Annotated in this window: 13 protein-coding genes; all 13 read right to left on the bottom strand. The window is 44.9% G+C overall.

From position 1 onward, the window contains the following. Positions 1-172: 172 nt before the first annotated feature. Positions 173-319: a hypothetical protein gene (locus tag HFD99_RS25795; RefSeq protein ID WP_225164847.1), complete on the bottom strand. Its 147-nt coding sequence runs from the start codon at positions 317-319 to the stop codon at positions 173-175. 35 nt (positions 320-354) lie between these two features. Next, on the bottom strand, positions 355-663 hold the full coding sequence (locus HFD99_RS20330; protein ID WP_225164846.1) for a hypothetical protein: 309 nt from the start codon (positions 661-663) through the stop codon (positions 355-357). Positions 664-2,030: 1,367 nt separating this feature from the next. Then, positions 2,031-2,519, bottom strand: a complete 489-nt coding sequence (locus HFD99_RS20325; RefSeq protein WP_123796841.1) for an RTX toxin — start codon at positions 2,517-2,519, stop codon at positions 2,031-2,033. Between the two features lie 100 nt (positions 2,520-2,619). Next, positions 2,620-3,288 carry an S-layer homology domain-containing protein gene (locus HFD99_RS20320; RefSeq protein WP_123796840.1) on the bottom strand — a complete coding sequence of 223 codons (669 nt, stop codon included), beginning with the start codon at positions 3,286-3,288 and terminating at the stop codon, positions 2,620-2,622. A gap of 304 nt (positions 3,289-3,592) precedes the next feature. Next, a complete protein-coding gene (locus HFD99_RS20315; RefSeq protein WP_123796839.1) occupies positions 3,593-5,110 on the bottom strand; it encodes a glycoside hydrolase family 30 protein in 1,518 nt (505 codons plus the stop codon). Positions 5,111-5,297: 187 nt separating this feature from the next. Then, positions 5,298-8,027, bottom strand: a complete 2,730-nt coding sequence (locus HFD99_RS20310) for a beta-glucosidase (protein WP_123796838.1) — start codon at positions 8,025-8,027, stop codon at positions 5,298-5,300. Between the two features lie 497 nt (positions 8,028-8,524). Then, a complete protein-coding gene (locus HFD99_RS20305) occupies positions 8,525-9,508 on the bottom strand; it encodes a Gfo/Idh/MocA family protein (protein ID WP_016819902.1) in 984 nt (327 codons plus the stop codon). Positions 9,509-9,702: 194 nt separating this feature from the next. Then, on the bottom strand, positions 9,703-10,197 hold the full coding sequence (locus tag HFD99_RS20300) for a GNAT family N-acetyltransferase (protein ID WP_123796837.1): 495 nt from the start codon (positions 10,195-10,197) through the stop codon (positions 9,703-9,705). A gap of 228 nt (positions 10,198-10,425) precedes the next feature. Then, positions 10,426-15,393 (bottom strand): DUF4132 domain-containing protein, encoded by a 4,968-nt coding sequence (locus tag HFD99_RS20295; RefSeq protein WP_123796836.1) that lies wholly within the window; start codon positions 15,391-15,393, stop codon positions 10,426-10,428. Positions 15,394-15,408: 15 nt separating this feature from the next. Continuing rightward, complete coding sequence (locus tag HFD99_RS20290; protein ID WP_016819899.1) at positions 15,409-15,828, bottom strand: hypothetical protein; 420 nt, start codon at positions 15,826-15,828, stop codon at positions 15,409-15,411. A 348-nt stretch (positions 15,829-16,176) separates the two neighbouring features. Then, on the bottom strand, positions 16,177-17,034 hold the full coding sequence (locus HFD99_RS20285; RefSeq protein ID WP_016819898.1) for a MetQ/NlpA family ABC transporter substrate-binding protein: 858 nt from the start codon (positions 17,032-17,034) through the stop codon (positions 16,177-16,179). 274 nt (positions 17,035-17,308) lie between these two features. After that, positions 17,309-17,980, bottom strand: coding sequence for a methionine ABC transporter permease (locus tag HFD99_RS20280; protein ID WP_016819897.1), 672 nt, complete (start codon positions 17,978-17,980; stop codon positions 17,309-17,311). Next, positions 17,973-18,698, bottom strand: a complete 726-nt coding sequence (locus HFD99_RS20275) for a methionine ABC transporter ATP-binding protein (protein WP_123796835.1) — start codon at positions 18,696-18,698, stop codon at positions 17,973-17,975. Before HFD99_RS20275 ends, HFD99_RS20280 begins: the two co-directional genes overlap by 8 nt. Positions 18,699-18,738: the final 40 nt, after the last annotated feature.

Genomic DNA, 18,738 nt, shown 5'->3' with positions numbered 1-18,738 from the left:
TCAGAACTGTTTCCAGATACCTTCTGTGGAACACTCCATTCTTTCCATCCATTCCATACATCTTGCACAATCTCATATCTATTAACAGCTTTTACGTCACTAATACCTGTGTCTTGCCATCCTTTGATTGTCGCCGAATGGGATGAACCAACAGAAAATGCGTCGCCCCCCATTAGTACAGTTCCATATTGAACCCCACTAAGTAATAGTCTACAGCCGCATTTGTAGAAATTTCAGATGGATTCAGTGCTTTAACGGTTGCAGGATTGCCATCACCAAGAACTAACTTCCACTCTTCACCATCTTTGATTACTTTCATATTTTGTTTTTCCCCATCCTCTTTGACTGTAACTGCTACACTCGAATTGGACTCTTTTTGGGCACCAACAACTTCAATTTTGTCAAAATCAGTTCTATTACTGCATCCGAAAAATTCTTTTCGTGCATAGCAGTTAAGTATTTTGTGACAACTTTTTGAGCCTCTTGCTCAGATTGATCGACAGCAGTTTCGGATGTAGCTTGATCTTTTGTTAAAGCTTCAGAAGCAGAAACCGAAACTGAAGTATCAGCCGACGGAACAACAGGTGCAGCGGATACAGAAGTACCTAATGCAGCCACCATTGTAAGTGTAGCAAGTAGCGTAAACCATTTTTCTTCATTCAAAATTCCCTCTTACCATTATTTTTTGATCTTTAGAAATTTAGGAAAACAGTTATACATCGTTTAGGGTCTTAATAAGGAGGAAATAAAAATGGAATTTTTAATCTTAGTACCACAGTTTTTAATCCAGGTGTTTACTATTCTCATCGCTTTAGTGATATAGATACATTTTTCATATGTATTGTATGCCTCCATAATGTCGTAGACTCTCGAATGGTCATTGTTTTCTTCTTTACGCCCTCTGCTAACCATCCCATGATATATCCCCCGATATGTTTTTTATTGTGGTTTTATAACCTTAAAAGCCCCCTCTTGTATTAACAGAGAAGGCTTTTAAGCGCTAACAGATGTTTTTGATTACTTATCGTTTTCCACATTTGCAAGTTTTCTTGATTTTTTTCACTTTCTTCACAACGCTGCTTTTACCACTATTTTTGCGCGAGCTGTTGTTGTTTCCGTTATGGTCTACTCTGCATTCCTCGCAAAGATCCCAGTGGTCACCATACCAGCAAGCTCTGCGACATCTTCTGTGACATCTGTGTTCTGGAGAGTTATATTGCGTTATTTTCTTTTTTACTGGACGACGTGTATTAGCCAATTGGATTCACCTCCCCTCATGCTCTATTACATGCTAAGAGGATGAAAAATGCTTGTACTAATAACAGAAGACAAATCAATCAAAATTGATAACGGATCGCTACTTCAATTGCATTGAGGACACGAGGGAAGTTAACAGAGGCAAAAACGATTTGGTCACAAATATAGGAAAACTACATCATAAAAAAATACCTGGCATAAGCATAAGTAAGTAAAATATTAGACTAGATATACAGTTCCAAGCGTCTTTTCAATTTTCAAAATCGGCAAACTCGATAAAATAAGTATCCGATTGTCCCCAAAAAAAAAGACAGCAGCAGCCTTGGACGAGAAATAAAGTCCTAGACTACCGCTGTTTGATTAAACAAACGTTTCCCTTTATAGCTTAATGCCAAAAGGAGTAGAGACCGCGAAGGAAAACTACTCCTTGGAGTGTTGAACTTTCATTCAAGGATACTATAATTCTCGCTCATTGAAGTCTTAATCTTTTGTTACAATTCTTCCATTCTTGTGTTAGCCGGAGAATATGACCCGGTAGATTGATGGGAAACGTTGAAAAGCAAGCTACTGCCAAGCATCACTCATGCATAACTACACAACTTTCTCCATTAGAAGCATCCAACCAAATCTGTATGGAAATCTCTAATTTTTACCAAGCAATCCTTATAAACTAACTTCGTAAAACTAAGTTCACCAAATGTTGTAAGATACATACGATGAAAACCTTCAGCTTTTCTGTTCGAAGTTTTTTTGCCTCCCCCCAATATACACAATTAAGGTGTATGCCTTCCCACATATTGATAAGTACCTTTCGGGTATGCAATCCACTCATTCTGCTGATTAAAAACAGGCGATCCGCATGTTATACCTTGTTTACGAACAAATGTCCCACCTTGAGGAAACAATTGATCCTGCGAATGAGGCTCCCCAAGCACATCTACCACAGTTCCATGATATTTTAGTACATATGCGACCGTATTAAATTCGCTTGGGTTATAGAAATGACCCTCTTGATTAAAATAGGAAACATTTGTAACATCCATAAAATCGTAAAAGATGCTGTTTATGATCAGATACGGTATTAATGGGTTAACCGGATATAGCGCTATGCTGGACACGTTCATGCAGTTCGTATTTTTCATGAATTGGTGAACCTCCAGCTCATATCCTTCTATTTTATGAGAGAAGTCACATTCTCGGTTGTAAAACAATTGCAGCACGATGCGACCGTCTCCACCATCGACATATTGTGAAAAGAACAAAAAAAATGCCTCCTGTGGTTCCTAATGAACCTGAAATATAGTCGCTCTGCCAGGCAGTACCACTAAATACAACGTGAACGTCCAGCTTTGTAACATCTAATTACGTCAAAGTTGAGCTATAAGTAGAGCCAGTGACTGTATAGGTGAAAAACACGCTCGCTCTACCACCTTTTCCATCCTTTGCTGTCACAAACACCTGTGTGCTTCCTGCTGATTTTGGCTTTAACGTAAGCTGTTGGCTTGCTATTTCTGCTTTTACTACGTTTACATCTGAAGTGATCGCATGATACGATAGCTCATCCTGATCAGCACCAAAAAATACATTTTTTAAATCTACTAGAGTATCTCCAGAACCTACAATGCCATATTGATCGGGAGGAACTGTGGCTGTAACAGGTACATGGTTAGGTGTGGGTGTTGGATTCGTTATAGAACTGCCACATTCCTCATGACTCACCGGAGCACCCGGGTGGAAAACTCCCGTTGGGTCCTCAGTCATTAGACCTGCCGCACGCACCGCCTCTATATAAGGAAGGGCCCAACTCCCCTGTGTGTCATTAAAAGTTACTGCTTTCGCCGTTACGGCAAGCTTAAGTGCATTAGCCAGCAAAGCGGCCATTTCCTTACCCGTCAGTGGTTGATCTGGCTGAAATGAGCCATCTGGATAACCGGTGATCAGCCCTTGCTTCACAGCCTCCTGTACCACCTGCAACGCTTGGGACGACATATTGGATTGATCGGTAAAAGATACTGTATTCGCTTTACTCACAATTACTGACGTGTCCCCTTTCTTTTCCACATGAACAAAGCTGTGGTCTTCATGCCATACCTGCCAGCAACGTCACGATTAGCGCCTTCTGCCATTCTTTATTGGTTCTTGATCACCAGTTTTTCCTCGTACACGGTTCATTCTTTTGTTAGTGAAAAGATCTTATCATCCGCTTCTGAACCGATTCTGAACAATATTAAAATTTTATTTATTCACAATTGGAACTTGGTAGAGAAAAAAGAGCACTTAGCCAGTTAGGGCTAAGCACTCTAAAATTTTTATAAACATTGATGTAGAGACCGTATCAGGAAGTTGTAGGCTCCCATTGAAAGGTAGCTGCTGACTTGGATGGAAGGGTTGATTTGAAAACTTGATTTCCCTGCCGAACCTTAAATGTCTTGGTGTTCTCTCCCGTATTGGCGGCAATCAGGACCAGCGTACCGTCGGGGTTACGATAAGCGACTGTTTCGATACTTCCACTATAATGGGTAGAATCAATACGTACCGCACCTGGACGAACAAATTTGCTGGCATGTCCAATCGCATAGTATTCTACATTTTTTGTAACGGCACCGCTTAACGGGTCGATGGTCACTACACCTCTGCAGTTGGTACATCCACCATTGGCCGGACCGCCGGATGGATCAAGTGCAATATTCCAAAAGAGGACGTTTTGCGACCAGTTTCGAGGTGCACCAATAATCAGCTTGGACATATCCCAGCTTAAATCATCTCCAAAGCCTGGGCTCCATGCTCCTCCGCTGCATTCTGTCATATAAACAGGCTTATCCGGAAAAGCATCGTGCACGTCTGTCATCGCTGTCGGCTCTCCTTGGTAGCAATGAAAGGCTGTTCCGTGCGTATAGCTTCGAGCCTGTTCGTCTCCCAGCACGTTCTTGGCATATTCACTCCCTGTATCCCAGTTATGGTCAAAGGCAATAATGTGGGTAGACAAATCGTTTCGACTTAAAGCAGGGCCTAAGTATTGCTTGATAAATTTCGCCTGCTCCACTGCTCCCATACTCATGCTGGGATACTTGGACGTGGTGAATTCCGGTTCATTTTGAATGGAAATCGCCTGAATTGGGACTCCCTCGTTCGCATAGGCTTGTATATAACGAACAAAATAGTCAGCATACGCCTGATAGACACGCGGATCGGTATAGTCCAAATACCAGCCGTTATATATCTGCTCACCATATTTCATCCAGGGCGGGGCCGTCCATGGAGTCCCCATAATCCGTAGATCCTGGTTTCTTCTCAGAATTTGCTTCAGCACATCGATCACATCCCGATCCTTGGCAATGGAAAAATGATTTAGCTCATAGTCCTTGCCGGTTGCCACATCATCGTAAGTATAGCTGCTAGGTTGTCCCTGTTCATCCACTGAATAATCTGATGCTCCAATGGTATGGCGAATATAGCTTAATTGAATGCCGCCAGCTGTAAACAAATCATTGAGCAACTGGTCACGCTGATTGGCAGACATGCCATGATTCATCAGATATGCGGACGAACCGGATACGGCTGCACCAAACCCTTCCATCGTCTGGTAACGAATATTGGGTCTAATCTCAACCGTCAGTGTATCCGCACTCGCTGCAGCTTCGTTACTGTCGTCTATTCTCCATGGAATTGGGGCTTGCTGTGTTAGACGATTCGCGGGGTCCGGTGTGGTTAGCCACATACTGACATTCTTTTCGCCTGCCGTGTTCACACCATTCTGCATAGCCAGACTGACCAGAATAGCACCAATCAAGATGATAGCTGCAACTATAAGCAGCAAGAAGTCAGAACGTCGTTGTTTTTGGAGTTTCTTCATCTATATCCTCCTCTCTCTATAATCATCCTGTCTCCATCGTTCCTACTATTACAGCTTTCACTAGGTTTTCCCTTTGCATACCTATTAGATCCTATTAGAATGGTTACCTACTTATAGCAAAAAGAGAGCCGGTGCTAGTGCCCGTGCTCTCTTGAAATTTAACCACTTTAAAAGGAATATAACGGGATTACTTTTTTGCCTTTTCTGTAGAGGTTGCCGGAATCGTAACACTTCCTGTCAGTCTTGTATCCTGAGAGGAGCTGCCTACATAAATCGGAACTTCACCAGATGGCATAACCCATGCTTTGGATTTTTCATCCCAATAAGAGAGAGCTTTCGGGTCAAGCTCAATGCGGACTTTCTTCTCTTGGCCCGGCTTTAATTCCACCTTGGCCCAACCTGCCAGTTGACGGGATGGGGTCTCTACATTGGTCGGGAGCTTACCGCTGTATACCTGTACAACCTCAGCTCCAGCTTTTTTCCCAGTGTTTTTCAATTTAAGCGAAACCTCGACTGAACTTGTACGATCGGATTTCTTTCCACTCGCATGCTGTTTTACCTTCAAATCACTGTATCCGAAAGTCGTGTAGGATAAACCGTGTCCAAAGGAGAACGCAGGTTGGATACCCGATTTTTCATATCCACGGTAGCCTACAAAAATACCATCTGAATAGTCACCCACTCCATTGACACCCGGAAATTTCTCCGGTGAGGATACAGGTGTAGACTGCTCGTTAACCGGGAAGGTTACCGGTAGCTTGCCAGAAGGATTTACATCCCCAAACAAGACGCGCGCTATGGCATTCCCTTGCTCTTGACCAGCAAACCATGCCTGTACGATCGCAGGAACTTTGTTCTGCCAGGTGTCCATCTGCACAGCTCTACCGCTCATTTGTACCACAATGGTTTTCGGATTGGCAGCGGCAACCGCACGGATCAGCCGATCCTGATTGTTCGGCAGCTCCATATCGGAACGCTCCACATATCCTTCGCTCTCATACGTACGTGTGACCACAATCGCAACATCCGATTTTTTGGCCAGCTTTACAGCATTGTCAATCAGCTTGTCTGTCGTATCTGCCGGAGGCTCCCAGCCCAGACGAACCATACCGCCAGAATCGCGACCATTTGTTGGATAATCGGCACGATATTCAATACGTATCTTATGTTTTTCCCCCGCTTTGAACGAGATGTTTTTCTTCGTTGTTTCCAGCTTCGTACCCTGATTATCTACAAATAGCTTGTCATCAATATACAACTTGCTTGATCCCAGACTGGTTAATGACAATGCATAGTCACCATCCTTGGGAGCTGCAATAGCCCCTGTCCAGCGTGCAGATATCAAACCATTCAGGGTCGTGGGTGTATTGGGAACTTTAGGAGACTTCGCATTGAAACCCTGATAATTATAAAAGCCAAGGTTCATATTGACTTGATCATCATTGCGCACAAGAATCGGATTGCCTTCCATCTTGTTATTCTTCCAGTATTCGCCTCGCAGTCCCTGCTCAGCATCGCCATAAGTTGCATATCCAACACTGATATTCTCTTTCTGATCGGATGTGGTCAGCAACGAAGACGGAACAGCTGATGGACCTGGCATAATGTCCCCCGCAGAAATAGGATCCGTGCCCGGTGCATACTGGACGGTAACTCCTTTGCCTACACGATTACGAATGCCCTCCAGCGGACTCACCGTGTACGTCGGATTCACCAACGAACTGCCTCCGCCTGCCACGGTGCCGTTATCTGCATCTGGACCAATCACAGCAATGGATTTGAGTTTATCTTGAGACAACGGTAATACGTTGTTTTTATTTTGAAGCAGCACCATACTTTCCTCAGCCAATTGACGGGCTGTTTTACCATGGTCACGGGCATCAATTTGATTATTTTGAGCCGGGTGATCAAACAAACCTTTACTGAACATCTGCACAAGAATACGCTTAGCCTTATCATCAATCGTTTGTTCACTTACTTTACCAGTCTTGACCGCATCCAGCAGCTGATCTCCCCATTTACCATAAGGGGTTCCCGGTGTTTCCAGGTCCAAGCCGCTATTTGCCGATTCGACTGTACTCAGATTCGCGCCATAATCACTCATCACGAAACCCTTGAATTGCATTTCCTTTTTCAAAAGGTCTGTCAGGATGGTCTTGTTCTCACATGCCGATTCGCCGTTGACCTTGTTAAAGGAGCACATAGCTCCGCCCAAATCTGCCTTGGCAATAGCCTCCTCAAACGGGCGTATGTAAATTTCATGCAGCGCACGGTCACTGACTTTGACATTTGTCGTGAAACGCTCCGTCTCCTGATTATTCATAAGGTAATGTTTCGCAGTCGCCAAGACAGGGTGGCTTTGTACACCTTTGACATAAGCGGTCGCCATTTGCGATTGGAGTAGCGGGTCCTCGCCCATAGATTCAAAGTTTCTCGATCCCCATGGAATGCGGGCAATATCCATCCCCGGTCCCAGCACCACATTATGAGTTGTATTAAAAGCCTCGTCTCCAAGCAAATCTCCATACTGTTTGGCAGCTTGGGTATCCCAGGTTGCGGCCAGTGCAATAGGGGCAGGCAGCGCCGTCGATTGCTTGTCCTGCACATCCGGATTGGCGATCCGCACACCCGCAGGTCCATCTGCCATCTTTAACGCTGGAATACCCAACCGTTCCATCGAATTATTATAAAATCCATAATAATTGTTGACCTTACCAGTCACCAGATCTATTTTTTCTTCCAACGTCATTTCTTGTAACAGCAATGCTGTCCGTTTCTCAGCCGACAGGGACGTGTTCATCCAAGGCCGATCTGTCCGGCTTCCTGCCGCTCCTGCAATATGCATAGGTCCGATCACAACAGCCGCAATGACTGTCATCATCACCATACGGAACACCCATGTTGATTTTACTTTCACGTTTGTAATTCCTCCTTGATGTTTGGTCATGAGGTGAATGCCTATTCAACGCTCACAGGCTTGCAAAGGCTCTCGACCCTGCGAGCTCCAACAAAAATCCAGAGCCACGGGATAAGCAAGCAAATCAGCAAAAGCCGCAATGGCTCAAGTGACACGTTTACCACCCTACCGCACATTTTCGGAAATTTCATTGAAAGTTTTTGGAAGAAGAACACTAGGACCTTCATTCTTTCTCATAAAAAGAGAACGCTAACAATTCAGTTAACCAATCATAAGATTACACTTTTGTAACTTTTTAATGACGTATTTTTAACTATTTATAATCATAAAAAATGATTCATATGTCCCACACTTTGACATGCTTCTATGGTCTTTTTTAGCGTGCGACCAAAGCCTCTATTTTAGGAAATTGGGAATACTTATGTATAAAAAAGTTTGGGTAACAAAAAAATCCAGGAACCTGAACGGTCCCTGGAAGCACTGTGGATTCAATGTGATTATTCAAACGGATACCGAAGTCCCCACTGTGAACGAATCTGATCCATCAATTTCATAATTCCTAATGATTCATCCAAAGAAATAGTAGAGCTTTCGAGCAAACCTTCGTTCAAGCAGCGCCCAACTTCTTCTGCCTCAAAAGCATAGCCTGTAGAGGAACGATCATCCTGAAAGTTTTGCGCCTCTTCACCGTCCACAACTAAAGTAGCCGATGTACCATTCAGGAACGACGGAATGTGAATATAGCCCTTGGTTCCATGGATATAAGCTTCATTCGTCAGTCCGAGACGAACTGCCCCATTAAGCATAGCTGTACGTCCTTTTCCATAATCCAACATGATTGAAAATGTCTCATCAACGCCCGTTTCCCCGATATAAGCAGTACTCCATACATGCTCTGGTTCAGGGCCAAACACCATCGAAGCAAAAGAAACGGGGTAAATTCCCGCATCTAATAATGCCCCTCCGCCCAGCTCGGGATTCAATAATCTTCCCTCTGGGTTCCAATCTATGCGAAAACCGAATTCCGCCTTCACCAACTTCACTTCACCAATACGTCCCGCATGTAGCCACTCCTGCACTTGGCGTATCGGAGGCAAAAAACGCGTCCACATTGCTTCCATCAGGAATAGCTTATGGTCACGGGCGTAACGGATTAGTTCCTCCAACTCTTTGCTGTTGACGGTGAAGGGTTTCTCACACAAGACGGCTTTGCCCGCTCGTAGAGCTGCTAGAACATTTTCTTTATGAAAAGGATGAGGAGTCCCTATGTAAATAGCATCGACCTCGGAATCTTGCACTAATTCCTCATAGCTACCATAAGCCTGTGCCATTTGATGCTTGGCTGCAAATTCGGTAGCGCTTTCAATATTGCGTGATCCAACGGCGTATCCTTCTCCATTCGTAACATGTTGCAGATCGGCAACAAACTGATCTGAGATCCATCCCGTACCGACAATTCCCCATTTAATCTTTTTGCTCATACTTGTATCCCTCCCAGTTGTATAGTTAACATTGGCTTACACGGTCTTCTTCATTCTAGCAAACACCTGTCCTAAACAAAAGAAATTCCTGCTCGGCGGCAGTTTGTATTGCAGCTCGGCAGGAAGGCAGCGAGGCGAGCACGAAGTCAGTTTTGAGCAGGAATTTCCTTTAGGATCGTCTTGGTTCAGGCCATTTATTGAATGGTGTATTTGTAAAACTTTTTATCTACTTTCATAACTGGAAAGCCCATTGGCAATTCATCAAGAGCTATACTAACAAATCCATTCTTCTCATAAAAACGATGAGCGGCTACGAATTGCGGTGTTGTTCCAAGATATATTCCCTCAACAGACCGTTCCTTGGCCCATCCTATGGCATGCTGAAGTAATTGATTTGAAACATTAAAGGCTTTGCCTCTATAGTTTTGTTTTACAAACATCTTTCTGAGCGCCGTCTTATAGTTTTCGATATCTAGTAAGGCAACCGTCCCTACTACGATTCCTTCATGAAGAGCCACCCAGAAGTTGCCGTTACCATGCTGATAAAAGTTTTTAATATCAAGCAGATCAGGCTGATCTTCTTTAGTGATGGCGATATTATATTCGTTCTGTTGAATATGTAAAATTAAATCGACAACTTGCGATTGATACTCGGTTGCGTACTCTTTTAAAAGGATGCTATTTACCATCGCTGTATTCTCCTATTATCGTCAATTGTGATGTCGTAAGCTTCCCTTCAAAACCAGGAACAACTTTTTACGCATATCTCCTTATTCGAGCTCGATTCATACCTGATATTAAATAACTCAACCTCCGCAGCTAAACTTAGCTTCCACTTGCACAGTCGATGATTTGAAGCCTTGTCTAGATGCGAACGTTGAGTTAATTATGATTTTCTTTATATTACAATTTCTATTCTACGCTTGAAGCTGTTCAAGAATTTGTGGGTCCTTGATTTTCTGATCATCAGCCAGCAACGCTATTTTGGATAGAATCTCGGCTGTTCTTGGATCCTCATCCAGAAACGGCAGGAAGATGCGACCACGATGCTGCGAATGCACCGGAATAATGTGCAGTGCTCCCTTGGCTTGCTTGTAGACCCCACCGCTTCCGAGGTGCACCGCATACTCGCCAAGATTCCCATCTATACGTGCGTAATTCCCATCTAAGCGTACATTGCTAATTTTCAGCAGACGAAGGGATTCCTGTACAATGACCTTACGCATTTCAACGGTTGTCAGACTAGCCTCTGGATCAACGCCGCCTACATGAGCAACACTGACGACCAGATCCACGTCCCGCATAACTTCAGAGAACAGAACAGGTGGAACCTCCTCCAAAGGCACGCTCTTATATGTTGTCCGATCAAAGAACTGCACGGTCTCCAGTGTAGGAGCCTCAGTATCCGCTGGTGAGAACCAATCGGCCATGGCATACAGGTTCGCAATCAGATTCTCGGCATAGTACACCTTCTGGAGTCCGTCTTCATAGCTGACTGTCCATTGGCGACTTTTTAGTAAGGATACCGTTTTATTCGGCTGTACCTGATGTCCCGCATACCGACGGGAAACTGTCGCGTTGGCACGTTCATCAGCATTCAGCAGATACAGCTCACGGAACACCTGCTTAAATGGCTGGCGTATCTGGCGGTCGAATAAGTCCTTCTGGAATTCGCTCCAACGACCACTTTCGTACAAATGAAGTGGATGTGCAATAACCAACTTATCCTCTTCTCCAATAGTATGCTGTTCAGCAGAAGGAGCAGTCAACACCAACGTATCCCCATTAAAATAACCGAGGTGATCACCAGCTTTGAAAACCAGTGTCCTCACCAGCGGAGCAAGCACAGGATTGCCTAACAATCCTCTTAATTCCTTCACCATAAAGGTCGTACCAGACTCCATAGAGCGTTCCAATTCTTTGCGAGCTCTGCGATATTGGTCTACCAGATCTCCTTTAAGCTCTTTCAACGCCGTAACATACTCATCCTTCTTGAAACGAGCCGGAATGGATTTCAGCGTCTTCCCTTTGCTGACAATTTCAATATCTGCCGTTCCTTCATCATCAATGACCAGTTGTATCGTTGTAGCCTCATCTAAGGCATGGGGCTCAAAATAAGAGCGGAGATCATCCAGCTTGCGAGCTTCCATGTCCCAGACGAGACGGGTTACGTCATCATAACCTGCATTACGTGCCAAATTCCCGAGCGCAATCCGTGAAACCAGTGCCTCACTAGCCTTACGCTGTGCCCCGAATTTCTTGCTTTGTTCCAGAAACTTCTGGATAAAATCATAACGTTCGCGGACATCTGGTTCAGGCGGCTCGGCAAGTGGAATCAAACTGTAGGTCAACAAATGGTCTTTGTTTCGCTTGTCTTCCACTGATTTTTCCATTTCACTTCGTTTCAGCTTACCCAACGTCGCATCCGCAAACAATTGGGATCGACGATGATTGGCTCCAGCCGAAATATACTTGGCACAGTCGTACAGCAGATCAAATCGTTCCTCGCCCAGCGTCTCATAGGCCTCATGAAACCAGTGAATATCAAAGGCACCATCATTAAAATCCTGCGGAGCTATCGGTGAATAATGAGCTACAATCGTTTCCTTCTCAGCCGAAAAGCCTTCATTGATATGCGCATGGAAGTACCATGCTGCACTGCGAAGTCCTTCCCACCCGAGATAGCCTGCTACAATCTCAATCCATTGTGGGGCATACATTGCCGCCTCCAACAAACGTTTATCTGTAATTTTAGTTTTCTTCAGCTTCTCCTTGAGTAATGCAGCATCCTCGCCATCACTTGGATAACATGCCTTGAGCAAGTGGCTGAACGATTCTTTTTTGGTAATACGATCACCGTAGCCATACACATAACCACGCACGAACGTTTCCTTGTCGAGCCCCTCCAGAATACGGATAAAATAATCCATGCCTTCAATCCGGCTCAGACCCATCACCTTTGACGTGGCTTCGGTAGGCAAATCGCCTCGAACCAATTCAACCTCTAGCAGTCGATCAATAACCGTACGACGTATCTCCAAAAATTCTGGCTTGCTGGAAATCCATGTATTACGAGCATTGGTTAAGGTGCTCATATGCCTTCTGCTTTCACGACCGGCCAGCAACTCCCGATACACTTCACCTACACTGATCAGCCCTTTTTCATAGGCTTTGAAGTAATCCTCCAGATCCAGCGGAGAATAAAAACGATTTTCCATGCCTGGCCATTCTGCGTAGTTCACAAAGGTATGGAAAAAGCGCTTAAAGGACTCATTATCATGGACTCGCCCTTTCTCCAATGCCACCCACGGGCCGGACAATAAATGAAACATTCCCATATCCTCTACAGGTCTATCCTTAGGCATGCTCTGCATTAGTGAATTGAAGGCAAGGTCGATTACGTCAAATGTTTCGGAACCGGATGTGTCCATAAAATAAGCATTAATTAATGTGCTTACCTGATCGGAATAGGTCAGCTCTGCCATCCACTTTTGAACCTCGTTAATCCGCTCTAAAGGATACATTTGTTCGGCGAAGTCTTTACGCCATCCTTCTAGCAGCTTTTGCTTGCTTTGTTCTGAATAGCCAAAGTTAAATGAGAAATATCGATAGTAGCGATCCAACGTTTGGTCCATTGGCTCCAATCGATCATAAAAAACAAGCTCCAGCAGATCACGTGCTTCTATGCCGCTTTCCTGCAAATAACGTTCCCATTCCTCATAAAGAGGATATAAAGACAGCCTGGAATCTACTTCTTCATCGACCTGAACCAGTCGTAGAGGGCGAAGATTCGTCCCAATAAGCAATGTATCTTTGTAGCCTGAATAATACTCCGCAGTATATTCCACATCACGATGATGATGAATAAGCTCATCCAGTCCACTCAAAAACTGCTTGAGCTTCTCCAATGGACTAGCAAAAACATCGGCCATTCGGAAATCACCCAGATCAACCTTCTCTTCCAACCAAGCTTCCTTGACATTCGGATCGTACAAGCCAAAGCCGTTTGTCCCTGTATAAGCATCCTCCTGTCCCAGCTTGGACAGCAGTTGCTCCTCTTTGGCGGTGGGTTGCTGAATGATATCCGCTAAAGCCCGCAGGCTTTCATACTGCTCGGCACGATCCGGGTCTGCATATATCTTCGTCAATATTTCCAGTCCACCCAATCGTTGCAGTTCCGCCTTCGCACGAAGCAAGCGTTCCAATGAGCCTGCAAGCGGCTCTTCCGCTTGTGAAAGCAACACACCGATGACACTTTGTCGCAACGAGCCTGTCTTGAGCTTTAATAAAGCTTCCATTTGCTGCATTTCTGGTTCCGACAGCGTCAGCTTACGTGCCTTGGCCACAGCGAACTCACGGATACTCATGCTTTTGTCTGACAAGCTGGAAAAGATAAAATCACGCTGTACCGTATCCTCAGGGTTCTGCACAAAATGATTCAATATCTCGCCGCGCAGATTAGGGCTAATCTGATCCTTTAAGGCTATAATTTCCCCAATCCAGGAAGCATCCATATCATAACCAGCGAGATACAGCATTTTTTGAATAGGTGCATCCGAGCGGTGATACAGGTTTACATAATCCAGCACCTTGGAAGGCTCGGTAGACTCACCCTTTTTCATATGTACAAACAGATTATGAAGTCGTTCAAAATCCTTACGACGCTCCTCTTTGCTCTCCAGCAAAGGAGTGCGCGCCACTTTAACGATTCGATCCGCGACCGTCCCGCCTTCTACCCATTCATAAAAATAATCAGTTGTATAGTTCGTCAGTATCCAATAGCGAAGCTCCGGGTCCGTCTCATCCAGATATTCTCTCGCAATTCCGAGGCGCAGATCCTTGTTTTTAGTATTAGACAGTACATACTGTGCTACAATCTTCTGGTATGCTGCTCCCTGCTCCATAAGTTGGCGAACCTGTCCATATAAATCACGTTCCTCATGTACTGCCGTAGCCCACAAACTCATATATAGTTCGTTAGCATTTGAGCTGGTCAGCCATTCCTGGCGCTGTTCAGTGCGAGTTAATGCTTCATATGCCTGCTCGATCAGTTGGCGAACGACTCGCTGATTGGCGGATTCCAGGCCCATGCCCGTCCAGACTGCAAGCGCCCGCACTACCGAACTGTATCGAATGAAGCCTTGGTCGATGATCACCTTTAACAGATAAATGAGAGCCTGAGGAGTTCCTTCATCCATTTGCTCCACAATGCTTTGGCGTAATCCCTCTTGAAGCCTGGCCGCTGCCAGCAGCTCGCCAATCATGTGATAATTCTCATCTTGATGGCTTAGCAGCATGCCTTTAATCATATTGCGCGTAAGTAGCGCCGCCTGATTATCCCCATAAATAATAGCTTTTAGCGCCTCTAGCACCTGTGAATTGCCGTTGTCTAGCTCGTAAGCAATCCAATCCCCAATCGTTTCCTGAATCCGGTAATCCCTGCCTGGTTCGTAATCCTTTTTCGTTAAATAATCCATTATAGAGAATCCGATACAGTCCATTCGGATCAACTGCACCATTTTTTTATAAACCCGGGAAGTATGAGCGGTAATATCCGAAGTGCGAAACGGTCTGCGCTCATACCCAGTGCTGTAAGGATATTCGGTCACATGCTCGGTTAGATGTGCAAACACATCGCCAGCTGTTTGTCCAATTAGAGAACGCAACACTTCTGCCAGTGGCTTGAACAGCGGTTCTCCGCTTTCTGCCGCCCGTTCTTTCAGTATTTGCTGACATTTGATAAATGGCTCCTCAACCTCTTGTATGTAATGAAGCTTACCCAGTTCCACAACATACTGAGCCAACTCCTGTTGTTGTCCACCCAGTTGCGTCGTGCGCTCTTTCAGTGTGGCGAAATATTCTTGCTCATTGTTCTCCTGATGCATATTTCGTCTCCTCCTCTACCATAGGCCTCCAGCCAACATTGTGAAGCGTATAAATACAATCTCATCCCCTGCATGAAGTGACAAAGGAGCGTCCAGTTCAATCGCTTCCTCATCACATACAAAAACCCTGTATAAACCATCCTCAAAGGCCTGCATCGCCGTGTTCACGGCAGCCTCAATATTAGGAACACCATCATTATATATGGAACCGAATCCAACTTTGCCTGTCTCGCCTTGTGCCTGAATTTCCTCTCCCGTGAGGAACGGAATCAGCGCGACACTCTCCTGCTTTTCCCGTAGCTTTTGAACATTCAGGGCAACGGTTGCTGTAATCAAATCTCGCAATGTTTCTGGAGTAGGGCTCAGCTCTATTTCCTGTTGTGCGAGCGCGGGTTTACGCTTTCCCAAACTTTTTACAGTTACAAACAGCTTCATATTGTTTCCCTTCCTTTTTTTATTGACGCTTTTGACCCGTTGTCAGCTGAATTTCTCGACCCTCCTACAAACATCGTTAATAAAACATAAAACGAATGTTTGTTCGTATATTTATTTTAATAGGTTCCTTATCATTACTCTATCACCCTTTATGACCAAAATTCACAGTGCTGTAATACACTAAAATCTTAAAAAATAAGACTTTGTACCCTGATTTCGATGAATTTTACCCATATTAAGGATGAAAAAGAAAAAGACCTGCACAAGGGAGACCATCTGCTCTTCACAGACTGCACTCCATTATACAGGTCAAATATCATCAAAAATAATGTTTCAATACTTATTTATTTAAAATGCTGGAACAACGCTATCCTTGTAATTGTCCTCAAAAAATTTGCGTACTTCCGGTCCGGTCATTCGTTTTGCCAGCTTTTGAATGGCATCGGAATCTGCATTATCCTTACGCGCTACCAAATTAATGGCAAAGTGCGTATCATCTTTTTCGGTAATCAGCGCGTCCTTCTTCGGTGTCAGACCGAGCGGCTTGGCATATGCGGGATACATGGCAGCCATGTCCACATCATCCAGCGACCGCGCCAGCATCAACAAATCCACTTCTTTAAACACAAACTTTTTCTTATTCTCAATAATATCAGCCTGTGTAGCATTATAGCCTACACCTTCTTTAAGCTTGATTAGACCGTTTTGCTCCATCATTACCAAAGAACGTCCGGTATTGGCCGGATCATTGGCAATGGCAATCGTCGCACCTTCGGGCAGGTCTTTAATGTTCTTGTATTTTTTGGAGTACGCGCCATAAATGGCGTTGTAAATCGGTTTTACCGCTACCAAATCAGATTTGTTGCTTTCATTATATTGTTGCATAAACGGAGCATGCTGAAAGAAGTTAGCATCCACTTCACGGCTTGCCAATGCGTTGTTCGGTTGGATATTGTCTGACAGCACAACAATTTCCAGATTGACTCCGTCCTGTTTAAGCAGTGGCTTCACGATATCCAGCACATCTGTCATCGGTGGGATCAGCGTGGCTACTTTCAAGGTCACTTCTTTTTGGGATGTTGCTTCTTTAGTTGTTGTTTCTTGTGTAGCCTGCTTCTGACCACCGCATCCGGCAACCAGCAGCATAACCACTGCAAATAGTGTAAGTAATTTCAAGTTCGTTTTCATGTTGTTTTTCCGACTCATTCGATGATGAACCTCCAAATTAGTTGTGATTGGGAAGATAAAATATGAGTTACAGTGGGAGATTCAGCCGCTTCGCGTGCAGATTGTTCTTCCGATCGCTGTTGAAATGGGATTCTCTCATTTAAAGTGATGATAGGTTAGAATCCCATTTCAAAGGCGAACGCTAACGCTTCTCCAGAACAATTCTGCCCGCTCCGCTTTTGAGGCACTGTAAAGTCATTTTTATTTCCCATAGTGAGTTGTGCAAGTGTTAATAAAGAGATTCATAAACCTCTTACCGCTTGTCGATCCGGCGGGATATGGTGCTTCCGGTGAACTGGATCGTTTGTACGAAAATAATCATAACGACGATGGTGAACGCCATCAAGCCTGTTTCAAACCGCTGGTAACCATAGCGAATGGCAAAATCGCCTACCCCGCCGCCGCCCACAATGCCCATCACCGTGGAGTAGGAGATGAAGCTAATGGTGGACGTGGTCAAACCTAGTACAAGTCCAGAACGGGCTTCCACGTATAGAAATTTAAAAATAAGCTGGAGGGTGGATGCTCCCATAGACGTAGCGGCTTCAATCACACCCTTGGGCACCTCAAGCAACGATTGTTCCACCAGTCTCGAATAATAGGCGATGGCTACCACTGACAAGGGAACCGTAGCTGCCATCGTGCCCAGCGCCGTGCCTACCACCAAACGTGTAAATGGAATCATAAACACCACGAGCAGCAAAAACGGAAACGAGCGGATGACATTGACCAGACTGTTCAGTATGGTGAAGAGCAGTCGATTTTCATATTTTTGCCCTTTACCACACAAATATAAAATCGTTCCTGCCGGAAGCCCTAACAGTACAGCTGCTGCGATAGAAATCCCCACCATGATAAACGTCTCCCCGATGGCTTTCCATATCTCTGACTGATACTGTGCAATGATGTTCAACATGTCATTCATCAGCTTCACCTGCTTCCAAGGTTGAATCTACCATAGGGTCAGCTACATGTTTCGTTGAAAGTAAATGCCCGTCCCGCATTTCGGATACACGGGTACAAATATTGCGTACCACGTCCATATCGTGTGTGACGATTACAATGGTAACTCCCAGTTCACGGTTGATCTCCCTTAACACGCCCAGAATATCAGCGGTCGTCTGCGGGTCAAGGGCTGAGGTCGGCTCATCACAAAGCAGCACCGCAGGACGATTCGCCAGTGCTCTGGCAATCGCCACACGTTGCTTTTGGCCTCCGCTCAGTTGTGCCGGATACTGTTCTGCCTTATCCGCTAAACCAACGAATTGCAGGCATTCGCGCACGCGTTCCGCTCTCTCTTTTTTCGCGACACCTGCCAGCTCCAACGGCATTGCTACATTTCCACTTACCGTCCGATTATGAACAAGATGATAATGCTGAAAAATCATCCCTATGGATCGCCGCGCTTCACGGAGACGTTTTTCCGGCATGCGAGTCAGATCTTCCCCGTTCACAACCACGTTTCCCTCATCCGGCCTTTCCAATACATTCATCAACCGGAGCAACGTAGACTTGCCGGCACCGCTGGCACCTATGATACCGTGAATTTCCCCTTCCTCCACTTGAAGAGACACGGATTGAACCGCATGAAATGGGCCGCTTGAGGTGGTATAATGCTTGTTTACCTGATGCAGCGTAATCATGAAACTTGGCCTCCTGATGATCCATTACTGCGGGAAAATG

The organism is Paenibacillus sp. EKM301P (assembly GCF_011800295.1).
Taxonomy (GTDB): Bacteria; Bacillota; Bacilli; order Paenibacillales; family Paenibacillaceae; genus Paenibacillus; species Paenibacillus polymyxa.
The sequence above is the reverse complement of the archived record's forward strand: the minus strand, read 5'-3'. Positions and strand labels throughout refer to the sequence as shown.